This window comes from Vibrio sp. J2-3(2022), assembly GCF_021725735.1.
Classification (GTDB): domain Bacteria; phylum Pseudomonadota; class Gammaproteobacteria; order Enterobacterales; family Vibrionaceae; genus Vibrio; species Vibrio diabolicus.
Genome location: NZ_JAKKCK010000001.1, coordinates 852,007 through 874,719, shown reverse-complemented (window position 1 = coordinate 874,719; position 22,713 = coordinate 852,007). Strand labels below are relative to the sequence as shown.

18 protein-coding genes and 1 pseudogene are annotated in these 22,713 nt (G+C 41.5%); 13 read left to right on the top strand and 6 right to left on the bottom strand.

What is annotated here, in order from left to right; all coding sequences use genetic code 11:
* Positions 1-243 precede the first annotated feature (243 nt).
* Positions 244-819, bottom strand: a complete 576-nt coding sequence (locus L3V27_RS03785) for a DUF2913 family protein (RefSeq protein WP_180208762.1) — start codon at positions 817-819, stop codon at positions 244-246.
* Positions 820-1,389: 570 nt separating this feature from the next.
* Between L3V27_RS03785 and L3V27_RS03780 the strand changes: the two genes are divergently transcribed.
* Complete coding sequence (locus L3V27_RS03780; protein ID WP_180208763.1) at positions 1,390-1,812, top strand: ATP-binding protein; 423 nt, start codon at positions 1,390-1,392, stop codon at positions 1,810-1,812.
* Entirely contained in the window at positions 1,809-2,201 is a 393-nt protein-coding gene (locus tag L3V27_RS03775; RefSeq protein ID WP_025796295.1) for a hypothetical protein, read from the top strand. The genes L3V27_RS03780 and L3V27_RS03775 overlap by 4 nt, the downstream gene beginning before the upstream one ends.
* 12 nt (positions 2,202-2,213) lie before the next feature.
* Here the strand turns inward: L3V27_RS03775 and L3V27_RS03770 are convergent.
* Positions 2,214-2,357 (bottom strand): annotated as a pseudogene (locus L3V27_RS03770) (DUF4113 domain-containing protein); the annotation flags it as partial.
* 106 nt (positions 2,358-2,463) lie between these two features.
* On the opposite strand from L3V27_RS03770, the gene L3V27_RS03765 reads away from it, so the two are divergent.
* The 9 genes from L3V27_RS03765 (at position 2,464) to L3V27_RS03725 (ending at position 16,423) form a co-directional block, all read left to right on the top strand.
* Complete coding sequence (locus tag L3V27_RS03765; protein WP_025796294.1) at positions 2,464-3,351, top strand: WYL domain-containing protein; 888 nt, start codon at positions 2,464-2,466, stop codon at positions 3,349-3,351.
* Entirely contained in the window at positions 3,344-4,123 is a 780-nt protein-coding gene (locus L3V27_RS03760; protein WP_001088014.1) for a hypothetical protein, read from the top strand. The genes L3V27_RS03765 and L3V27_RS03760 overlap by 8 nt, the downstream gene beginning before the upstream one ends.
* Positions 4,123-4,668, top strand: a complete 546-nt coding sequence (locus tag L3V27_RS03755) for a BREX protein BrxB domain-containing protein (RefSeq protein WP_001283833.1) — start codon at positions 4,123-4,125, stop codon at positions 4,666-4,668. The genes L3V27_RS03760 and L3V27_RS03755 overlap by 1 nt, the downstream gene beginning before the upstream one ends.
* 12 nt (positions 4,669-4,680) lie before the next feature.
* The gene (gene brxC, locus L3V27_RS03750; RefSeq protein WP_180208765.1) at positions 4,681-8,154 is read left to right on the top strand and encodes a BREX system P-loop protein BrxC; all 3,474 of its coding nucleotides are present in this window, start codon (positions 4,681-4,683) and stop codon (positions 8,152-8,154) included.
* A gap of 153 nt (positions 8,155-8,307) precedes the next feature.
* The gene (locus tag L3V27_RS03745; protein WP_193280004.1) at positions 8,308-11,688 is read left to right on the top strand and encodes a DNA methyltransferase; all 3,381 of its coding nucleotides are present in this window, start codon (positions 8,308-8,310) and stop codon (positions 11,686-11,688) included.
* Positions 11,681-13,486 carry a DUF262 domain-containing protein gene (locus L3V27_RS03740; RefSeq protein WP_065090482.1) on the top strand — a complete coding sequence of 602 codons (1,806 nt, stop codon included), beginning with the start codon at positions 11,681-11,683 and terminating at the stop codon, positions 13,484-13,486. Before L3V27_RS03745 ends, L3V27_RS03740 begins: the two co-directional genes overlap by 8 nt.
* On the top strand, positions 13,486-15,528 hold the full coding sequence (gene pglZ, locus L3V27_RS03735; RefSeq protein WP_180208767.1) for a BREX-1 system phosphatase PglZ type B: 2,043 nt from the start codon (positions 13,486-13,488) through the stop codon (positions 15,526-15,528). The genes L3V27_RS03740 and pglZ overlap by 1 nt, the downstream gene beginning before the upstream one ends.
* Positions 15,528-16,244 carry a zeta toxin family protein gene (locus L3V27_RS03730; protein WP_005376178.1) on the top strand — a complete coding sequence of 239 codons (717 nt, stop codon included), beginning with the start codon at positions 15,528-15,530 and terminating at the stop codon, positions 16,242-16,244. Before pglZ ends, L3V27_RS03730 begins: the two co-directional genes overlap by 1 nt.
* Before the next feature lie 11 nt (positions 16,245-16,255).
* Complete coding sequence (locus tag L3V27_RS03725) at positions 16,256-16,423, top strand: hypothetical protein (protein WP_005376180.1); 168 nt, start codon at positions 16,256-16,258, stop codon at positions 16,421-16,423.
* A 58-nt stretch (positions 16,424-16,481) separates the two neighbouring features.
* On the opposite strand, the gene L3V27_RS03720 is transcribed toward L3V27_RS03725, so the two are convergent.
* From L3V27_RS03720 to L3V27_RS03705, 4 genes are all read right to left on the bottom strand, one after another.
* Positions 16,482-18,341 carry a DEAD/DEAH box helicase family protein gene (locus L3V27_RS03720; protein ID WP_180208768.1) on the bottom strand — a complete coding sequence of 620 codons (1,860 nt, stop codon included), beginning with the start codon at positions 18,339-18,341 and terminating at the stop codon, positions 16,482-16,484.
* A gap of 56 nt (positions 18,342-18,397) precedes the next feature.
* Complete coding sequence (locus L3V27_RS03715) at positions 18,398-20,383, bottom strand: DEAD/DEAH box helicase family protein (protein ID WP_218955777.1); 1,986 nt, start codon at positions 20,381-20,383, stop codon at positions 18,398-18,400.
* 237 nt (positions 20,384-20,620) lie between these two features.
* Entirely contained in the window at positions 20,621-21,058 is a 438-nt protein-coding gene (locus L3V27_RS03710; protein ID WP_180208769.1) for a hypothetical protein, read from the bottom strand.
* Between the two features lie 176 nt (positions 21,059-21,234).
* The gene (locus L3V27_RS03705; protein ID WP_180208779.1) at positions 21,235-21,720 is read right to left on the bottom strand and encodes a hypothetical protein; all 486 of its coding nucleotides are present in this window, start codon (positions 21,718-21,720) and stop codon (positions 21,235-21,237) included.
* A gap of 277 nt (positions 21,721-21,997) precedes the next feature.
* On the opposite strand from L3V27_RS03705, the gene L3V27_RS03700 reads away from it, so the two are divergent.
* Together L3V27_RS03700 and L3V27_RS03695 are read left to right on the top strand one after the other, a co-directional pair.
* Positions 21,998-22,327, top strand: a complete 330-nt coding sequence (locus tag L3V27_RS03700) for a hypothetical protein (protein ID WP_180208770.1) — start codon at positions 21,998-22,000, stop codon at positions 22,325-22,327.
* Positions 22,328-22,360: 33 nt separating this feature from the next.
* The gene (locus tag L3V27_RS03695; protein ID WP_086715067.1) at positions 22,361-22,630 is read left to right on the top strand and encodes a hypothetical protein; all 270 of its coding nucleotides are present in this window, start codon (positions 22,361-22,363) and stop codon (positions 22,628-22,630) included.
* Positions 22,631-22,713: the final 83 nt, after the last annotated feature.

The window sequence follows — 22,713 nt, the reverse complement described above, 5'->3', positions numbered from 1 at the left end:
TGTAGTATCTAAATATTGAAAAAGGTCAAGCTTAAATACACATATGAAAAACTTTACGATTTTATTGCTAAAGTTTTATCTCAGTATCAGGTTAATCGCAGTCGTCTGATTGTTGTGTAAGCTTGATTTTTTAATACAACTACACTCATTTGTCTGATCACAAAGAATAAAAATCTGAAAGTCTCTAATATCGCCGTCATTATAAACACTTTTCTACTTTGGAAACCTTCGCTTGTCTGAGATTTATGATGTAGGATGTAAGCGATAGTGATAGTTCTTCAATGATTCATTAAATTGAAAAAATTCATATTTAAAATGGATTTGTTCATCAAGACATTGAGTAAACTTGTCTAGTTGTTCTGTATGAATGAGTAAAGAAATTGGTGCGATTTGGTGATTATCGATCTCATCGAAACAATTGTTAATGTGTGCTCTATCTAAATAAACAACATCTTGATTCTGTGTTGGAGTTTCTTCAATCAGCTTTGTTTCAAATCCTGCCTTCTCGAACTGCTCAAGCAAGTCATAGAGTTTGTCTACATCATTCATGCTCTTGATTAAACTATATTGTTGAACAATCCCATTTAAGTGTTTCTCGATTGACCCAAATTTGTTTTTCATTAAGCAGACGGTTTTTAGCTTTTTTTTGATAAGTGAATAGCGTTGATCTCTCAATTTTGGTTTTAAGAAGTCAATGAGGATTTTGTTGCGCTGTACTTCTTTGACAAAGCTTTGAGACGCACTGACCTTAAAGTAGAGATGAAGCAGTGCATTTTCAAAAGTAGATTTTAAAAGCTTGTGATATGACTGTTCTGACATTGTAAGCGTTGATTATTTACTGGTGTTGTTATTCTAACATACAAAAAGAAATGCAAACGAACACAGCAATTGGATTACTGTCATTTTTATAAGGGGGGGCCCGATTATCTGAGCGGATGTCCACTAAAAGGTGGTGTGGATCAGTCTAGTAGTAAGTGTAATGGAACTAACTAAGTCAGTTCTGCCCTTTCCATATTAAATGTTTGCCCAATGTGGTACCAAGCGTTTTCGTTCAGCACTGCTTTCGCAGTGCATTAATCGATGTTTGATTCATAGTCAATAAACCATCTTTACCCCTTATAGAGGGTAGTCTGTCGTTTACCCCCGATAAGGGGTAAAACCGATTCTTTGTTTTTATTAGATATAAATAGCCTTAAAAGTAAAGAATATGTCTTTGTTTTTATTGAAATAAATTGTTGACGAAAAGGTTTTCATACGTTTTAATAAGCTTGAACACTCTCTATCTCAATTTGTATAAAGATTGAGTTAAATAAATTAAACAATATCAAAGAATTCATCACCTTATCGGTGAGAGGAGGGAATTATTTTTTAATAAAAGGAAACGCCAAAATGGCCAAGCAAACACTTACTCTTGTGCGTGGATTACCAGGCTCTGGAAAGTCTACATACGCAAAAACTCTCGATGCTGTCTTAGTTGAAGCTGACCAATTTTTTATCGATAAAAACGATACCTATCAATACGACCCCGCTCTAATCAAAAATGCTCATGCCTGGTGTCAACTCGAAACGAAGCGCTTACTTCGTGCAGGATTTGACGTCGTGGTTGCAAACACATTTGTAAAAAACTGGGAAATGTCATTTTACAAATCACTTGCGGATGAGATGAATGTATTATTCAAAGTCATTGAGATAAATGGGAAATACCAAAATATTCATGGCGTACCTGATGCTGTCATTACTCGAATGAGTAAACAGTTTGAGAAGTTAAATCCTGCATTGATGTCTTCAGCTGCAATGGAGGCGTCACAATGAGTTCAATAAAAATTAAGGGTTTAGATGAAGCGCTCAAATCAGTGCAAAAAAGTTCACGTGCTAGAGAATTAACTAGCGAAGGTGTCTATAAAATACTCAACGAAGTGCAGCAGACTTTAGATACTTATCTATTTAAAAAGGATCAGGTAGGTATTCAAGTGTTGGTTACAGTTTATACAAAAGTTGCGGGTTCATACCAGGGCATACCATATTCAACTTTTGTTGAAGTTGAACGCGGTAAAACCGTGTGGAAATTGAACAACGTGTATCGCGCTATAGGGATTGCAGCGGACGCAAAGATCCTTAATTCGGAAAAATTTGCTGATCAGATTTATTGTAAAGCTGAAAAGAAACTCAATAGACTGGTATATCCTGACATAGAATTGTAGATTGTGAGATAGCTAGCTCTTGATCTTCGGTAAATCGACCCACCGTGTCGTATATTGCGGCGTTAACATTTGACGCCGCATTTGCACTTCTGCGATTCCCCCTTGTTCCACACACCCAAATCTTTGGTTTAACGTATCATAAACATCCATTAATTCTGAACCTTACACTTCATTTCTATATCATATGGTCTAATCATTTTGATTGTACCATGCTCGTATTAGGAGTATATTAACTGTCAGATATTCTCAACAGAAGTTTCTGATGAAAAAACTCGAACAATTACCTCACGCTCAAAGAGAACGCTTGGCGTTTATCGATTTTAGTTTGAGCTACTTTGGTGAGATTGCTAGAGCCGATCTCATTGCAAAATTTCAAACAGGTTTAGCCGCAGCAACTCGTGACTTCGCCACTTACAAAGAGTTTGCTCCGTTCAACCTAGAGCTAATTCATCAATCAAAGTCTTATCATCGTACAGAGCAGTTTGTGCCTCTGTTTGAGCACGATCCAGATACCGTTTTAGTAAGCCTTGCTAGAGGATTTGGTGATGGATTGACGAGTCAACTAGAAAACAGCCAAGTTTGTATCCAGCCACAACAGTTGAATAAACCTTCGACTGACATCCTGTCGGCGGTTATGCGTGCCATACACCAAAAATCTGCCCTTAAGATTAAGTACGTTTCCCTTAGCTCTGGTAACTCAGCAAGAGTAATTGTGCCTCATAGCCTCGCGAATAACGGCAGTCGTTGGCATGTTCGTGCTTATGACCGTTCGACAAGTTCTTTTCGTGATTTCGTTCTTACTCGCATCAAATCCGCGAGCCTTGCTCAGAATGAAATCGATAGTGTGAAAGAATCGATTTCAGCAGACAAGCAGTGGAACCGCATTGTTGATTTAACCTTTATTCCTCATCCAGCAGCAAAACACCCTGAAGCGATAGAGCTTGATTACAGAATGGTTAATGGCAAACTTCAAGTCGAATGCCGTGCTGCGCTGGCGGGCTATTTGCTAAACCAATGGAATGTGGATTGCTCAAGTACATATCAATTAAACCCACAGCAATACCATTTAGCGCTGGAAGAAAATGCAGTTATATATGGTGTTGAGACTGCGAGTTTAGCCCCTGGTTACAAAGGCAATAACAATGAATAGCCAAGCTTACCTCAAAGCACTGGGTTTTAAGTTCGGTAATAGTGGTGCTCATACATCTCGCAGCATGATGATAGAAGAGCTGAAGATCTTATTATTTGGGCGACCTGAAAACGCGACACTAGAAGACTACAGGGAAGATATTGAAGTATTCAATGTCCTTCAAAAACCAAGCGAAAATGCACGTAAGTACAGTTTCCAACCTCTGGCTTCAATGTATGGTTTATCACCTGATATTTTCCTCTTTAAAGTATTTCGAGATTGGTGGGAGCTGCATGAAGGCTCTCAACCGATTCTAGCGTTACAACTTGCTGTCGCCAGAGACCCACTGTTGCGTAGTTCTTCGGAAGTGATTTTGAGCCTAGAACCAGGTCAACACTTAGCTAGAGAGATGATGGAGACGTTTCTATCAAAAGATGACCCTGAACGTTTCAGCAAGGCATCACTAAAGTCTTTCGCACAAAACATTAATGGTACCTGGACGCAAGCAGGATACCTATCTGGGAGAGCAAAGAAGTACCGAAAAATCCCAGAAATTAGTTATGTGAATGTCGCATACGCTCTATTTCTAGCCCATTGTCACGGGCTTAGCGGGCAACGTCTATTTGATAGTTTCTGGTGTCGTATGTTGGCTCAAGATAAAGAACGATTGTTTGAACTAGCACATAGAGCATCGCTAAGAGGAATGATTAACTTCAAACAAGCAAGTGAAGTGGTTGAAGTAACTTTCCCTGGTCTAGTCATGCCCGAATTTAACGAATCTGAGGACGAGTGATGTCAGATCGATTATCCAAGCTACTAACAAGCTTTGAAAAACACATTAGTATTCCATGGCCAGTGGCGGTTTCTGCTGATGAGCGAACCATATTTCTGGTCTACCACAAAGAAGATGAGCTAAAACTTCGTGCGCGTGTCGAAGAGTTTGAACAAGCATGTGTTAAGCATAACCACCCATGGCAACTGCTAGATTTGACTCATAGTTTTGAAAATTGGATGTCGGCTCAAGACTACAAAGAAACGTATTTTGAAGATCCTGAGTATCTCAAAGGACTCTACGATGACTTCGCCGATGAGCTAGTTGAAGAACTGACCAATAAAGTCGAGTCAAATCAAACAGAAGATGGCGTAATTGCTCTTCTTGGTTGCGGCACTCTATTTGGCTTCGCATCTGTGTCGGGTGTCGTAGAGTCTTTAGCTGAAAAGGTGACAGGGCGCTTAGTAGTCTTCTTCCCTGGTGAAGTACAAAACAACAACTATCAATTATTAGATGCGAAAGACGGTTGGGGATATCACGCAACCGCGATTTCGGCAACGTCATAAGGGCTTTATTCAATGTTAAACCGTGAAATTTTCGTAAACGATCCTGTTAGTAGCCGCTTAGCTAACAACGGCGTCGCTCAAGTAAAGGATGACCTTTCTAAAGGTGCTCTAGATACGCTTGAATATGAGTTGCGTACATTCGTTTGTGATGGTGCATATGCCAAAGGCATGGACAGCATTCTGAGCAACTATTTGTCAGCGTTTAAGACGAACAATGAGCAACCAGGCGTATGGATCAGTGGCTTCTTTGGTTCAGGTAAATCTCACCTTGCTAAAATGCTGCGCACACTCTGGACAAACCAAACGCTAAACAACGGCTCTGATGCTCGTTCAATCGCAGATTTACCTGAGCACATTGCGAAGCATTTCGATGAGTTATCATCAATTGCAGCTGGTAACGGTGGCCTTCATGCAGCTTCAGGTACTTTGGGGGCAGGTGCTGGCGATAAAGTTCGTATGGCGTTTCTTGGCATCATTTTTAAATCAGCAGGTTTACCCGAGCAATATCACCTAGCACGTTTTGTCATGTGGCTAAAAGCGGAAGGTGTTTTTGAACAAGTTAAGTCGTTTGTCGAAGCCAAGGCAAAAGTGAAAGAGGGTGTAGACCCTTGGACGAAAGAGCTTAAAAACCTGCACGTATCTCCAATCATGCATGATGCGGTTCTGCAAGCCATCCCAGGCATCGGCGCAGATCTGAAAGAAGTGCGCGAGATGTTACGCGCTCAATACAAAATTATTGATGATGTGTCCAACGATGAGATGGTCTCTGCGATTGTTGATGCCATTTCAAACGATGGCGAACTACCACTAACTCTAGTTGTTCTGGATGAGGTGCAACAGTACATCGGTGACAACGTTCAAAAAGCGTTTGATGTACAAGAAGTCGTCGAGACCTGTAGTGGCGCTAGTGCGCTTAAATCAAAGCTATTGTTTGTTGCAACAGGTCAAAGTGCCTTGTCTGGTATGGCAAACCTCCAACGTTTAATGGGTCGTTTCCAAGTTCCTGTGCAGTTGGAAGACACAGATGTAGACGCAGTAATTCGTAAAGTCATCCTTCAAAAGAAACCTTCAGCAGAAAATGCAGTTAAAACGGTTGTCAATGACAACTTAGGTGAGATTTCTCGTCATCTACGTGGTAGCACCATTGAGCACAATAAAGATGATGAGAAGTGGATGGTGCCAGACTATCCGCTACTTCCAGTTCGCCGCCGTTTTTGGGAGCGTATCTTACCAGCGCTAGATAAAACGGGTACAGGTTCTCAACTGCGTAACCAACTCCGTGTTGTGCATGAAGCATTAAAGACAACGGCAGACAAAGAGCTGGGCTACGTTGTTCCTGCTGACTTTCTTTATGATCAGATTTCAACGAATCTACTGCAAACAGGTGTGATCTCAAAAGATATCTATGAAACCATCAGTCGCAAGCGTGGTGGTGATCAAGAGGCACAACTACAAGGCCGTTTGTTATCTCTAATCTTATTGATTAGCAAGCTACCAGCAGAGATGGAATATGGCATTTATGCAACAGTAGATACGTTATCTGATTTGCTATTAGAGGATCTACAAAACGATAAATACAAGCTTCGCCCGCTTGTGCCAAAGATGCTGCAACAGCTTGAAGATGAGCACCTCATCATGGCTCGTGAAACGGCCCAGGGTCGAGAGTTCAGTTTGCAGACAGTAGAAAGCCAAGCTTGGTATGACGAGTTCCGCCGCCAAGAAAACGATCTTATGGGTAACCCTCAGACGTTAGAGGCTTACCGTACAAAAGAAATCCAGCGTTATATTACTAAGCAAGTGGCTCAAGCTCGAATTACTCAGGGTGAAGTAGCAGAGCCGCGAGTGATCAACGTGTCCTTTGACTCAGAGTTGCCAAGTGAAGCAACAAAACGGATTTATGCCTGGGCACCAGAGCAAACCGAGAAGCAATTTAACGACCTTTCTCGTGGCGCTGATCCAGATGGTGCAACCATCTTCGTTTATGTGCCAACTCTCCACCGTAGTGAGCTTAAGAATGCCATTGTTGCGCTTAAAGCAGCAGAGAACACGCTAGAGGTACGTGGCCGAGCAACAACAGAAGCGGGTAAAGACGCCTTACAGGCAATGGAAACGCGCTTAAGTGAAGCCGAACGTGCCAAGAAAGGCTATTTGAGCGATATCTTCTCACAGATACAAGTCCGTTTGGCTGGTGGTCAAGAAGTTGAAGGCGAAAGTCTTGCAGAGCAAATCCAAAATGCAGGTGCTTTAGCGTGTCAGCGTTTGTACAACAAATTCAAAATGGCAGACAGCCGTGGTTGGGCTAAAGTCTTTGATCAAGCAAGCAAGCTTGCAGACCCAAATGCGCTTGAAGCGGTAGGCTTCAACGGAGAAGCGAATCAACAACCCGTGTGTGCAGAGATCTATCGCTTTATTGGGACAATGAAAACGGGTAAGGAGATCCGAGATCATTTTTATGATGCGCCATACGGTTGGGGTAAAGATGTTGTAGATGGTGCGTTGTATGCAATGTTAGCCGCGGGCGTGCTACGAGCGTCAGATGTGCAAGAGCGTGCGATTGATGCTAAAAGCCTAGATCGTAGTTCAGTAACGCAAACTAAGTTCCGACCAGAAAACGTAACACTATCTAAAGTACAACTTATTAAAGTTCGTGGTGTGGTTTCTACCTTGCTTGAAGAAGTATGCAATACGGGTGAAGAAGCCACTAAGCTACCTTTTGCGATTATTAATGCTAAAAACGTGGCTCGTAGTTCGGGTGGTGACGCGCCACTACCTATGGCACCAAGTACAGTTTTGTTATCAGAGCTTGAAATGTACTCAGGTAATGATCAATTACAGAAGGCATTTGATAATAAAGATCAATTGATTAGTGACTTTCAGCAATGGAAAGAACAAGCGCATAAAGCTGAACTTCGTATGAAGCTTTGGAAGAAGTTAACTCAAGCAATGGAGTATTGTTACCCACTTGCTATATACAAAGAGCTGCAACAAGAACAACAGGCAATCGTAACTAACCGAAGCTTGTTATCTGAACCTTGCCCAGTTAAACCATTGCTAGACAAAGCGACCAATGAACTTCGCACCGCGTTAACTGCACATCGTGAGCGCTATGAAGAAGAGCATCGCGCTTGTATGTCTGACCTATTAGCAGATGAAAACTGGCAAAAGCTTGATGAAGCAAAGCGTAATGAGTTTTTGAACAAGCGCAGCTTAGACGTTATTCCAGCAATTAATATTGCTGACGAGGACTCGGTATTCAACTCGCTAGATGAAACCAGCTTTGATCGATGGAATGACAAAGTTGCCTTGCTTCCTGGCATCTTCGATGCGGTACTGAAAGATGCGATCAGTGAACTTCAACCTAAAACGAAGTATTACAAGCTCAATAAGCCATTGCTAGAAACGGAAGATGATTTGCAGAAGTGGCTAGCTGACGTAGAGCGAGAGCTACGTTCAGAATTAGAAAACGGGCCAGTTGTGCCACAGTAATATCTCTTTATTTTTAGAAGCCACCGTGAAAAGGGGCGTCGCCTAGGAGGAGTTCTCTTAGGCGATTTGAAGTTTGTGGTTAACGAACACTATCTCAACAGTCCAAATGCTCTTATCTAGGTAGGGCAGACTAATAGAATTAAGAAGAACGATATGAGACAAGCATTAGATAAAACACTGCGTAAGAAGCTAGAAGATACGGTTGTCAAAGCCCGCGATATTGTAGAACAAGCCGTATTTGAAGCGCTACAACGTTTGGGTGTGGCAGAAGCTCAAGCTCCAAGCTATTTAAGCGAAGAAGAACGTGCGCTACGTAATAAGTTGCGTGCCCACGCTCGTCAGCTCGGCGATAATCTAAAAGATGGTAAGCAAGAAACTGAGCGACTAATCAACGAAATGGCCTATGAGCATTGGCATCGTATGTTGTTTGCTCGTTACCTAGAGCAAAACAATCTATTGATGTATGACGAGTATACACCAGTCACACTGGATGAATGTTTTGAGTTGGCAGAAGAAGAGCCTGACTGTAAAGACGGTTGGGAGCTTGCAGGTCGCTTAGCACAAAAAATGCTTCCACAAATTTTCCGTGTGGACTCGCCTGTTTTCGATATCAAGCTGTCGATGAACCGCGTTGAGGAACTAGAAAGTCTGATTGCTCAGCTAGACCCTCAAACCTACCAAGCTCAAGACAGCTTAGGTTGGTGTTACCAGTTCTGGCAAACTAAGAAGAAAGATCAAGTTAACAAGTCAGGAGTGAAAATAGGTGCACAGGAACTAAGCCCTGTAACGCAGTTATTCACAGAGCCTTATATGGTGAGTTTCTTACTCGACAATGCGCTCGGTGCTTGGTGGGCGAACAAACGTCTTTCTCAAGATGATTTAATTCGCGCAAACAACGAGCAAGAACTTCGTGAGTTAGCGGCTATTCCTGGGGTTCCTCTAGAATATCTTCGCTTCTCTAAAGAAGAAAACGCAGAATCATGGAAACCAGCAGCAGGTGGGTTTGAAAAATGGCCAGAACATCTGTCAGAGCTTAAAACACTCGATCCTTGCTGTGGTTCTGGTCACTTCCTTGTTGCTGTTTTCTTAATGCTTGTACCTATGCGTATGCAACTTGAGGGACTATCTGAGAAACAAGCGGTTGATGCGGTACTGCGCGAAAATATCCATGGTCTAGAGCTTGACCAGCGTTGTGTAGAACTGGCAGCATTTGCGCTGGCTTTAGAAGCATGGCGTTATCCAAATGCAGGCGGCTATCGTGTGTTACCTGAGCTTCAATTAGCATGTTCAGGTATGTCGATTGCTGAGGCACAAAAAGAGTGGAAAGATTTAGCAAAAGGTGATGAAGCATTAACTGATGCGATTGCTTGGATGCAGCATACTTTTAAAGATGCGCCAACGTTAGGGAGTTTGATTAAACCGAACAAAGATTTAAATGGTGAGGCTAATACACCTTGGAAGGTATTGCAGGAAGCTGTGGTAAGAGCTGGAGAAGCGAGTGTCGAAGCAAAGGCTACCGCCCAAGGCTTAGCTTTAGCTGCTGGTTTACTTTCAGGTTCCTATCACTGGGTGGTGACTAATGTTCCTTACTTGGCCAGTGGTAAACAAAGCAAAGAACTTAAAAGTCATTGTGAATCAAATTACCCTTTAGCGAAGACTGACCTAGCGACTGTATTCCAGCAACGATGCTTAGAGTTGGCTTTGCTGACTTCGGTAGTTATTCCTCAGAGTTGGATGTTTCTTGCTAGCTTCAAAAATTTACGAGAACTTTGGCTCAAAAATGCTCAATTCGAATCTATTGCACGACTAGGTAATCGAGCTTTTGAAACTATTGGTGGTGAAGTTGTAAACGTTGCTTTAGTCACTATGAGTAACGAACCATCCAATAAAGGTCATCGATTTTTAGCGCTCGATGCTTCGTCCGAAGCTAATCCAACAAGCAAAGCTACTTACCAAAAGCTGGGCGATATATTACTGCTAGCCCAAGTTGAACAGCTAAACAATCCAGATAATATTATTCGCTTAGAAAGTAGTGATGAAATTAGTTATCTGTCCGAATATGTGGATTCTTATAAGGGGTTGGATACTGGTGATATGCCTCTGTTTATTCGCCAGTTTTGGGAAGGTAATGTTGGCTTTGGTTGGGAGTTTTTTGGAGACACCGTAACAGAGTCAATCCACTTTGGTGGAATGGATAAGGTGATTCTTTGGGAGAATGGTGAAGGGAAGCTATGTTCATATGAAAAAGCAAATATCAGAGGTAAAAATGCATGGACGCAACTAGGTGTCAATGTTGCTCAGATGGGGGAGCTAGGTGGCTCACGATATATGGGGTGGCTGTATGGGGTCAATTCGGCTTCCTTGATACCGAAAAAAGATGCTTTCTACCCTGCAGTTTATAGTTTTATTCAGTCTGATGAATATAAGCTTGAGGTGAGAAAGATAGATCAGTCCTTAAAAGTTACAAATGCTACGCTAGTTAAGGTTCCATTTGATTATGAACTATGGGAAGGAAGAGCAAGAAGTAAATATCCTAAAGGCTTACCTAGTCCATTTACAAATGACCCAACTCAATGGATTTTCCATGGTCACCCCTGCGCATCAGTCATTTGGGATGAAGAGTCTAAAACGACTGCCGTAGCTAAACTGCGCGAAGATGACACTGTACTCCAAGTTGCTGTCGCTCGTTTACTCGGTTACCAATGGCCTGCTGAACTTGATTCTGAAATGGAACTTGCACCAGAAATGCGTGAAGTAATGAAGAAGAACACAGACTTTGCTGGCTTGATTGATGATGACGGCATTGTTTGTATTCCAGCTGTACGTGGTGAGAAAACAGCGGCTAAGCGTTTAGAAGCTATCTTACACAAAGCCTACGGTGACGAGTGGACAAGTTCAGTCGAGCAAAACCTACTTAAAGCAGTAAAAGCGAAAGATCTTGAAAGCTGGTTGCGAGACAAGTTCTTTGACCAACACTGTAAGTTGTTTCAACACCGCCCATTTATTTGGCAAGTTTGGGACGGGTTAAAAGATGGCTTCTCAGCACTGGTTAACTACCACAAGCTTGATTACAAAGGGCTTGAGCGCCTGATCTACACTTATCTAGATGACTGGATCAGTACCCAAAAACGCGACATCGCTGACGGCAAAGATGGTGCCGACATTCGTTTAACTGCGGCCGAAAACCTCAAAAAACAACTGGAAGCTATCCTAGAAGGTGAAAAGGGCTTGGATATATTCGTGCGCTGGAAACCATTAGCAGAGCAACCGATTGGTTGGAACCCAGATTTGAATGATGGGGTACGCCTTAACATCCGTCCATTTATGCTAGCGAAAGACGTGGGCAAAAAAGGCGCAGGTGTACTCCGTGGCAAGCCAAACATCCACTGGAAAAAAGACCGAGGCACAGATGTCGCTTCCGCTCCATGGTTTGACCTTGGGCCAGTCTACGGTGAGAAAGAGGGTAGTCGTATTAACGATCATCATTTAACGCTGGCAGAGAAGAAAGCGGCTAGGAAACAAGCGAATGATTAAGTCGGTAGAAAACTACGCGGTTTCTGCCTTGTTTAGCGTAGATGAGAAAGTCATCTACGCTATCCCTAGGTATCAGCGTGAATACACCTGGGGTAAATGGCAGTGGGATACATTATTTGAGGATTTGCTCGACAATGATCCAAGTTACTTTTTAGGTTCTATTATCTGTATCAACCAAAGTACTGACGCACTAGCCGTACAATCATTGGAGCTGGTTGATGGTCAACAGAGAATGACTACTCTGTCATTGCTTAAAGCAGCCATATACTCGTGCTTCAAGAATCTTGACGTAGAACTTGAATTTGAACAACAACTCGAACTTCATAACTTGAAGCACAAGTTGATTTTGAAAAGCAACGCAGATCAGACTCGTATTGTGCCGCAGGTTCAAAATAGCAATCAGCAGGATTATTTCTGGGTATTAAATCAAGCGGGCGTACTGAAAGAAGCCGACTACCCATCAAATGCGGGTAATCGGAGAATTGTTCGAGCTTTCCGACATTTCTGCTCTCGAATTGAGGAATATCTTCAAGAATCAAGCGATAGAGTGTCAGCGCTAACATCTCTAATAGAAAAAGTGAATACTGCAACTTTAGTCAAGATTGAGGTGGCAAGTCATTCTGATGCGTACACATTGTTTGAATCATTGAACAATAGAGGTGTACCACTTACCGCGATTGATCTTATTAAAAACAAGCTCCTAGCTAAGCTTGAAAGTGATGATGAAGGCCAAATTGACAAGCATTTCAATAATTGGATGAAGGTATTAGGTTACCTCGGTGATGATTATGGCGTTCAGGAGCGCTTTTTTAGGCAATACTACAATGCGTTTAAGCCTAAGTTGAAAGACATAGTTAGTGTTCCTGTTGCGACTAAGTCGAACCTGATGCAAGTCTATGAGAAGCTTATCTCACATGACGCAGAGACATTTCTTGCTAAGATGATTAAGCATTCTGAGCTGTATGCACAGATCATTTGCCATAACCAGGTTCCAGAGCAACCAAGGCTTTCTTATTTGCTTGAAGATTTAGAACGTGTTCAAGGGGTGCCTTCTTATCTGCTTCTGATGCTGCTTTTTGCTAAGCAAGAAAAGCTAGGGTTGTCATTTGATCATTTAGAAAACATCACCAAGTTATTGATTGCTTTCTTTGTTAGACGTAATACAACCGACAGACCTGCCACTCGCGACCTTACTCGAATCTTTATGGATTTGACTGGGGTAATACCAACCCTTCAGGGTGATGAAATTGTTGATGCGGTGGCGATGAACTTAAGCCGAGTTAGTGCTGATGACGAAACATTTAAACGTGATTTGTCAGGCAATTTATACGCAGATAATAAGTCTGTGTGTCGTTACGTGTTGTGTGCTCTAGAGCAGGGGCGGATGACACGAGAGACGGAGCGCAATTTGTGGGCTGTTAAAGGTAAGCAGTTTGTCTGGACTATTGAGCATATCTTCCCGCAAGGAGAAAATATTCCTCAGTGCTGGGTCGATATGATCGCACAAGGTGATGAGGCTTTGGCGAAGCAGTATTTGGAAACACACGCTCATAAACTCGGCAATCTGACTATTTCTGGGTACAACAGTACGCTTGGAAACAAAAGCTTTATTGAAAAGCGAGATAGACAGGACAAGAAAGGCAGCCCTGTGGGATACAATAATGGTTTGTACCTCAATGCTGAGCTTGCTAAAGCTGATTCATGGTCGGTCGAGCAAATCGACAGTCGAACGCAAGATCTTGTGCAACAGATTTTACAGATGTACCCGTTACCAATTTCGAACAAAGAAAGGCTTTAATGTTAGTCGTTAATTATTTAATCGAGCAGTTACGAAACTCAGCAACTTTTAATAAGTCAGTTCAAGTAGCACCAGCCGCTATTTTGTGGACAGACATTGATTGCCAATGGCAATCTGCAATGCCATACATCAAACAGCAATTGCCTGAATTAATTGAACTCGGTGAATACAAACCAGAAGAGCGTACAGGCCCAGCGATTTGGGTTAAGTGTGCGATTGCTGCAAAACTAGAAGAGTGCAAACTACCAGAAGATAAAACGCCAATCATTTATCTTCCTGGCGTTGGGCGAAAAGATTTGCGAGCTATTGAGCAATGCCCTGAGTATTTACAGCCGTTGGCTGAGCTGCAATACCGTGGTTGCTGGTGGGCGTATAACACGGCTGGACGTGACTGGTCTGTTGGCTCGTTTCTAACTAACCCTAAAGTAGGTCTAGAACTCGACCTTGCAAAAGATACTAAAACCCAAGAAGCAATACTGAAGGTTTTGCCCGATCTACTAGAAACCCCAGCAACGAAGTTGATGGGTAAAAAGTTAGAAGCGGAAGATTTCTACTCTATTGTTCTAGATGATCCTATCAAAGACATTTTGGGATGGTTAAACAACCCAACCGAAAAAGCTGAGCAATGGCAAGGCAGTAAGTGGGATATTTTCAGCCAGTCCTGTATATCAAGGTACGGTTTTGAACCGAGCGAAGCGAATACAGCACTTGCTCTAGAGTTGCTCTGTGATGCTCAAGGTGAGTGGCAAGGCGTATGGGAGCGATTTGAAGAGACAGCAAGTAACCTCCCTGCACTGGTGGACCGTTTAAAAACAGTAGTACCATCGGGACTTGCTTTTGAAGCACAAAATTATCTATCCGAAAATTTGCGTGATGAGTCCGTTATTGAAGACGCATTTAAGCAAATAGCGGGCAGTAATCGTGATAACCTGAAGCAGACGTTTACCACATTGTGGAATAACCAACAATCTCGACAAGATTGGATCTGGTCTCAACTAGGCTTTTCACCTTGGTTAGACATTTTAGAACAAGTTATGATTGTTCTTGAGCATACAGATATTCCATTCACTTCGGGTTCTCCTATGGGCATGGCGGAGTTGTATACCAGCCGCTTTTGGCAGGCTGATGCGGCTGTGCTGAATGCGATGGCAAAAGCAAAAGATATTCACCATCAGAAGTTGGTTGCAGATGTGCTGGCTGTCATTTATACACCGTGGTTGGAAAGGGTGGCGCTTAACTTCCAAGATAAAGTCCGATTGAATGGTTACCCTGGAGATAAACAGTTAAAAGAAACATCAGCAAACTACTCTGTTGGTAGCCAAGTGATTTTCTTTGTTGATGGCCTACGTTTCGATACTGCTAAGCAACTGGAGAACAAACTTTCAGCTATTGATGTAAATACCGATCTCACTTCTCAATGGTCTGCGCTCCCGTCATTGACAGCAACAGCCAAAGCCGCAGTAACACCGCTGGCTGATTTGCTCACGGGTTTAGAGGATAACGATGACTTCATTCCAGCGTTAGCGAGCACACAAGCGTCTTTTAGTAGTCACTACCTTAAGAAGTTACTTGCTGAGCGAGGCTGGCAATACTTAGATGGCCTTGAAACAGGAGAACCGAATGGTTATGCCTGGGTGCAAACAGGAGACCTAGATAACTTAGGTCACAAGCAACAGTTAAAGATGCCACAGTACATCGAGCAGGTGCTGGATGATGTGGTGGCACGAATCCGAGGTCTATTGGACGCAGGGTGGAAGCGAATCAAAATCGTAACTGACCACGGCTGGCTATGGGTGCCAGATGGCTTGCCAAAAGGTGAAATTCACAAGTCATTAGGAACAAACCGCCAACGTCGCTGTGCGATATTGAAGAGTAATGCTCAATACGATGGTTTAGTCGTACCTTGGTTCTGGAATCCGAGTGTTTCTATCGCGATGGCTCCTGGCATCTCAGGCTATGTGTCGGGTGATCACTATAATCACGGTGGTCTGTCATTACAGGAGTGCTTGACGCCTGTATTAAACGTTAGGAACGCTCAGTAATGTCATTTCAAGAAGAGCAGATCACAGAAAAAGCGATTAAAGAAGCCAAGAAGCTCAAAAAGAAGCTAGCAAAAGAAATGGTCGATCACTTACCTCAGGAGGAGTCTGCTGTGTCGGTTTTCATGGCGGGTTCTCCTGGTGCAGGTAAGACCGAAACGGCTCGCAACATGATTAAGACCTTCAAGAAGGAGTCTGGCGTAGATCTTGTTCATATAGAAAATGATGAGTTACGCAAGGTGTTTGAGGATTACGACGGAATAAATTCTCCCTTATTTCAAAGGCCTGCTACTCTTTTAGTAGAAGCGATTCATGATAGAGCATTAAAAAGGGATGTGAGTTTTATATTAGACTCTACGCTCTCTAGTCTTGAAAAAGCCAAAGATAACATCCAGCGTTCTTTAAAACGTAATCGCTATGTTCTTATAATCTTTGTTTATCAAGAGCCAGAGCAGGCTTGGTGTTTAGTTAAAGCAAGAGAGATCGTCGAGGGAAGAAGGGTTCCTGAAGAAGTATTTGTGAATCAGTTTATGGAGTCACAAAGAGTAGTCAGTGAGTTGAAAAAGCTTTTCCAAGATCAAGTTGATATCATTTTCATTGAGAAAAACATTGACGGAAGGAACGAAAGGCCTCATTTTAATGTAAGTGATATTGACGCACTTCTGCGTAAAAAGTACAATCGCGAGTCCTTAGAAGCCATCGTTGGCTTAAATAAGTAATGGAGGGTAGGATGTTCACTACAAAGCGTGAAAAGGTAAAATCAACCCCTTTCTCTGAGTTTGTGCGTAACGCTTCTTCAGGTGAGAAACGTAAGTTTTTTGATAAGGTGGTTAAAGAAACCATCGAAGAGCAGAAAACAATGATAGCGAAAGCTAAGCAGCACGATTGTCACTGTTAGGCAATACTTCAACTAGTGTATTTAAAACAAAGCCGCGAACATCGCGGCTTTGTTGTACCTAGAAGACACTGTTATGTCGTATGCGGGAGGTTTGGACTTCGTGGTTAATAGGTTGGTTATCATCAAAAACCTCTGATAATGCTCCTCTTTGGTAAAGTACGATCAGGGTGTTGTTATCATGTTCTGCACCTAGTAGCCCACAAATTTCTTCCAGATCATCCGAATCTAAAGAACGCTTGAAAGCGTCCATCTGACCAGAAAGGTTATAAGTACTAAATATACTCGCCATAACTCGCTTATCTTCAGTTTTTTCGCCTCCACCAGGGTTTACTATCTGGTTAAATGCCACTTTCTCACCAGAATTTAACCGAGAAATAAAGTTTAATGTTCTCGATTTTGCACAGCTTTGAGTGCCATCGTCATAAGTGGCACCGTTTACCCACTGCGCCTTTATCCAGTTCTGGTGTTCGCCACGCAAAGCGCGGTTTTTCTTTCTGTAAGGCCCATCTTCACCGATTAGCTCTTTACGGATTAATTTGATGGCGTCTAAGAGTTCTTGATCAGTTGTATACACAGAAAAATCGAAGTCAGGCTCTTTTAGTTTTCCTGGAACGACCAAATAACGTTTTGTTAAATAAGACTTGGTATCGATAACCTTCTTTTTTACTTTAGTTTCGCATGTGGGGGCTATTATGGTGCCACGATCAAAGCCCTTGACGTCATAGCGAGAGCAAATTTGTTCGAATAGCTGATGCAGCCCATCAAACTCGTGGCTATTGTGGTTTGACTCTAAGTGATCAAGTAGCTCACCATAGGCTCTGACAGCATCTAGGTTAGTGTAGTGCTTTGCTGTTGTATTCTTGTGGTAGCCACAAGCACGACCAATATTAGCTTGTACAACCGCTGCAATATTAGCAATCGTGCTATCCCAAGAGTTGATAAGTGTTTCTTTCATCTCTTGACCGAAGTTAACGCCAGCCCTAAATCCCGCGACAGTGATTGCTATCAGCTTATCATCAAATAATGCAGCAGTTTCGTATTCACGCTTAAAGTCATCAATAGAGCAGAGTTCATGATCTTCGAGACCTACTAGTTTTTGACCAATAATATGTATTTGATGTGGCTCAATACCATTAGAGAGCAAAACATCTCTTGCAATTTTTGCCTGACTGCTAGGTACTCGAATTAATGACCAACCAGAGCCTTCATGTTCTTTGATTTGCCGAATAAAACGATTTCTCAGTAAAGAGCTTTCACAAAAGTCTCGTGAGTTTTCATCAAGCTTAATGATCTGGTTGCTCCGATGCATTTGCCTAATACCATGGTACTCGTCACTTGTTTTGTGAAAGACTAATGAAGTATTAAAGTTGTGGCGGAGTATCGAGTCCGCACCAGCCGCATATAGCGCACTAAACGGAGTTGCAGAGACAAAGGCAACATTGCAGTGGCGGTTGTCATGCTCAAGGTAATTGAAAACCTTGTCGTATCGCACGCTATCACTGCTTGAACCATAGTGGCACTCATCAATAATGATCAGTTTAGGAGCTTGAAACTTGAAGTGTGTCTTTAGTGCGGATTCAAAATTTGTAAAATTACTGACGACCACGTTTTTGCTAGCAGACAGGTCTTGTTTGGCCTGCTCTTGAAGCGCAAGGTCCGCCATGGTTACTAAATATAACGTGTCTTTCAGACATTTCCTGTCGATTATCACTTCATCTGAAAGCGAAAGTCTTTGCATGCAAGATAGGGCAAGTGCAACCCCTGATTTACCAGATTGCATTTCCGCAGCAATGACGACTGCTCTAGATCCTGCCTTAAACTGGTTGAATGCTTGTTGTGCCGCTTCACGCTGATGTAGATACGTATTATTTGAGATTGTATGCTCAGTAAGTTTGCGGTGCTTATCAGAATTATTCATGGTTAGTACCGAAAATGGGAGCTAACAAGCCCCCACTAAGATTAGTTGTGTACAGGTTAGGTTTTATCTGAAAAATGAGATTCATCGCTTAGATCTCCAGATTTTTCAGGCAATTCATTATGCTGTTTCTTTGCGATAGAACGCTCGATATCGTATTCACCACGCTTGTAGAGTACAAACATAGTGTCGTCTCGCTCGATATCGAAATAATCGCACATGTCATAAACCTCTTCTAAGGTCATGATTTTTTTTTCAACCTGGCGACGAGAAATGTTGTATATGCTGAATATGGTCGCTGTAACTAGCTTGTTTTCTGATAGTTCGCCTGAACCAGGAGCGACAACACGGTTAAACTCAAGATACTCACCGTTGTCGAGCATTGTCGTGTAGAGCTTTGCTTTCTCTTCCTGAGTACCGTCTGCATGAGCTTTTTCAGGATTATTGTAGCTATCACCATTTACCCATTGAGCTTTTATCCAGTTCTTCTTTTTACCACGCATCGCTCTATTGCCTTTGACACTTGGCGCTCCTTTGGCAGTAAACTCATTGCGAATTATGTCAATAGCTTGAAGAAGGTGTTTGTCTCTGGTGTATTGCGTAAAGTCCGCTTCGTCATCCAATAGTTTGGCTGGTACAGCGATATAACTGTCTGTTCGATAGGTTTCAACATCACCGATAGGTCGTCTACGCTTGTATTTGATCGTTAAACCAACATCTAACCCATTGACTTGATACTCTTGACACACATCTTCAAAGAACTCTTTTAGTCCATCAAAGTCAGATGCAGCTTCCTCAGAACAAGTTTTCTCTAAGTGATCCAAAATAGATGCATAGGCTTCTGTTGCATTTAGGTTCGTAAAGTGTAGTGATGAATTATTACCGTGGTAACCACAGGCACGACCTATGTTGGCTTGTACGACTGCTGCAACGCTAGCAACAGTGCTATCCCAAGTCGAGATTAAATTGTTTTTCATCATAGCACCAAAGTTGATGCCAGCTCTTGCTCCAGCAACCGTGATTGCAATTAGCTTATCCTCAAAGATAAGAGCATCATCAAACTCACGTTTAAAACGTTCAATACTGCAATGCTCATCTTCAGGGACGCCTGAAAGAGAGTTTCCCAGAATATAGACAGAACTCTCGTCGATGCCTTGGCTGATCAAAAACTTTTTTGCATCCATTGCGAATCCAGCGGGAACTCGGACTAAAGACCACCCCATACCTTCGTGAGATTTAAATTGCTGGATAAACTCGTTACGTTCTGGTGAGTCAACTAGGAAGTTTTTAGTGTCTTGCTCGAGACCTTTAACTTTGCCACTTTTCAGCATTTCACGGACACCATAATATTCATCGCTGGTTTTGTGGAACACTAATCGAGTGTTGAAATCACGCCTCAAAATAGAGTCTTTAAGTGCGTTTTGAGCGGCTTCTTGAGCCTCAAGAATAAGAGCTTGATCGTCATCACATTCGGCTTCTTCCTGAATTTCAATCGCCTCTTGATATTCAGTTTCGGCTCCATAAAGAGCGCCGAAAGGAGTTGCTGAAATGAATACAACTTTACAGCTATCGTTCTCTTGTTCAAGGTAATCAAAGATCTTGCTGTATCTGACAGCGGATACGTTTGAACCGTAGTGACATTCATCAATGATGATCAGCTTAGGCGGATTACCTTTAAAGTCATTCTCTAACGCTTTTTCAAAATTAACAAAGTTACTGACGACTACATTCTTCGCCAATCTCAGATCAGCTTCGGCTTGTTCTTTTAGTGCGGTATCGGGCATGGTGACTAAGTAAAGCGTATCTTTAAGCTGCTTGCGATCACAGATATCGGTGTCACTTAAACTGAGTCTTTGTAAGCAGCATAGGGCTAGAGCTATTCCTGATTTACCAGCTTGCATTTCAGCCGCCGTTACCACTGCTCGAACGTCGCCAATAAAAGCATTAAATGTTTTTGTTGCTGCATTGACTTGGTGGGAGTGAAGAGCATCGCTTTCTAGTATCGTATGAACCATATGGCGAAGTTTGTCTGCTTGAGTTGTCAACTTTCCTAACCTAGTTTGTACTAAAAGAATAGTTGCATATTATAACGTATTAAGCGTGTTTTGGTGAAATACAACGCGGTCTTTAAGGGGGAAAGGTCAGGGGATGATTTTATAGGCAGGGAAGTGAAAAATCGTGAAGTTGAGGTTAAGGTCACAACGTTTAAGATTGATACTGAGTGATTAAAAAAAGCCAGTGCGGATGCACTGGCAAAATCGATGGGATGAGGAAGTGCATAATTATAATGATGAACGTTGACTTAATCGACAAAGCCACTCTTGTAATGAAAAACAATTTGAAATGATTCTTTCAGAATCAGATAAATCATCATTGAAATAAATCTTTAACTGATTATCTTCGCAATGTGTTTTCATGAAGTTCGATTTGTTCATCGTAAACACGACATCTAGAATGTCATCAAAACTCTCAACTTGATGAAGAAAGCGATTTGATAAACGCCCAGATAAAAGACTTCTATCTTCTGAGTACTGATGTGATAAACATACAAGTGTATGGGCTTGAGCGAATACAACAAATAAATCAATGGGGTCTTGAAAATGAACTGTTCGAGGATGGTGTTTTAATACACTGAAATTTAAGGTAACAAGAGAACTGGCGTCAACATAGTTAGGCTGTGGTGACAGTGCTTTTTGATTCTTAGATATAGCAAAACTCATAAATTAATCCTTAATAAATCAAACCTCCCCAAAAAAAAGATTTAATGTTTAATTTATTATAGATTAATTTAAATGCGTAAAATTGGGGCTTAAATTACACAATTACAAAGCTAATGCCTTAATTAGTAATTGTCAAATGTTTTTGAATCGAATGTATGAAGCCTGTTTTTATCAATTTAATCTTCAGCGTATAGCTCTTCGTAATCGATAAGGTGCATGTTTCTATCAATCCTTTTTAAGTCCTCAAAAGCGAAAAGTTTCTTTGCAAGACGAATAGTGTCATAAGGTTCAGTTGTGTTAGCCATTATTACTTCATGGCTATGAGGAACATGCACAAACTCAATGCTGCCAAATCTAGTCTTATAAAACCCCGACTTCCCAGTTGTGCCGAGAATTAAAACCATTGGAATTTGGGAGATAACACTCCAACGTGATAGGGCATCTTCGAAAGAGATGTAACACAGTTCGCCTTCTCGCAGTGACAAGGCTAGTTTGTCAAAGAAATCAGGCGGCAATGTCGAACGCAAGTAAACAAATCGCTCTAAATCAATACTGACAATGTAGCCATATTTTGCAATGATCTGCTCAATATCATCACTTCTAAAGATTGAGCAGATCTCCTCACGTTTATAGATAAACTTTTCTGTACGCCGATACTGCATTTCGAAAATCATTTTCAAGATGGAACTCCTTACATTAAAAATGATTAAAGTTATTGGCTTTAGCTACATTATTCTATGTTATGTTTAATATTAACACAACATTAAGTTGATAGAGCCATATAGTCATAACTACAGGTGGTTATATTTTTTTTGGAATTTAATAATTAAATTTTTAATTATTAAATTAAGGGGAATATAAAGTTTTAAAATATTCTTTACAGAGGGGGTTAATTATGGTTAATTAAAGTTGTTGGTTTTATTTTTAATGGATATAGTTATGAGTGTTGAACTGAAAAATAAGAAAAAAAGAAAGTATCATTACATCAATAAAAGAAGTGTTGAAATTGTTTCTGATAAGAATGTCGATAATAATATTTTATGTATTTCAGATGAAGAAGCAATTTTTAAAGCTAATTCATTAACAGTTGAAGATCAACTCGAGCGCTTTAGGTATTCTGCAACTAAAGAAAAGTCCGTTACCAACAATTTATATCAGCAAAGTCCGAACCAAAAGGAGTCTCGTGTTCCTGGGCTATATGGTTGTAACAGGTATAAATCGAGAAGAAACGTAGCGACTGAAACATCAGAAAACTTCGTATTCTTTTAGACAGATAAACTCATAAAAGCCGAAGGTGAATGCATGAATAAACAACATCAATGTGAACGCATGCCAGAAGAGGTTGTTATCTATTTCACTGATCATTACACATCAGATCGACAATGGTTTCTATTCATTTCAGAAACTGCAAAAGAAAGAGACTTGGAGCTAAGCACGGAAATCAATAATGTGGGAGAACTTTTATGGCAAACGGCGTTTAATATTCGCTTTTGTCCTTATTGCTCGGAAAAACTCGATATGAACAATGGGGAGCCTCACTTTCATAAAGCAGTGAACTACAAACTGGTTTAAACAATAACAGAGTGGTTCAGCCCTATTTCAGATAATCAATGCGAAATTCATGGAAAGGTGTAGAAGAGGAAACCAACCAGGAC